Raw genomic sequence first — 250 nt, 5'->3', positions numbered from 1 at the left:
GGCGAAGTTCGGCTCCGAGCGGCTGCTGCTTGCCGGCATCGCCACGAGCGCGCTGTGCAGCGCCGTCATCACCGCGACGATCGCCATGGGAAATTCCCAGTCCTATGTCCTGCTGCGCTGGCTCAGCGGCTCGACCAGCCAGGCGACCGGGGTGGATGCCTGGCTCACCTTGGCATGTCTGATGCTGCTGACCTTGCCGCTGTTTCTCGCCAGCCGCTGGCTCGATATCCTGCCGCTCGGCGAGGATACC

At 66.4% G+C, this 250-nt stretch carries 1 protein-coding gene; it reads left to right on the top strand.

From position 1 onward, the window contains the following. Positions 1-250, top strand: a 250-nt coding sequence (locus tag E5W87_RS23055; protein ID WP_292402704.1) for an iron chelate uptake ABC transporter family permease subunit, incomplete at both ends; no start/stop codon positions are given.

The organism is Mesorhizobium sp. (genome assembly GCF_004962925.1).
Classification (GTDB): domain Bacteria; phylum Pseudomonadota; class Alphaproteobacteria; order Rhizobiales; family Rhizobiaceae; genus Mesorhizobium.
This window is presented reverse-complemented; position numbering and strand designations above follow the sequence as displayed.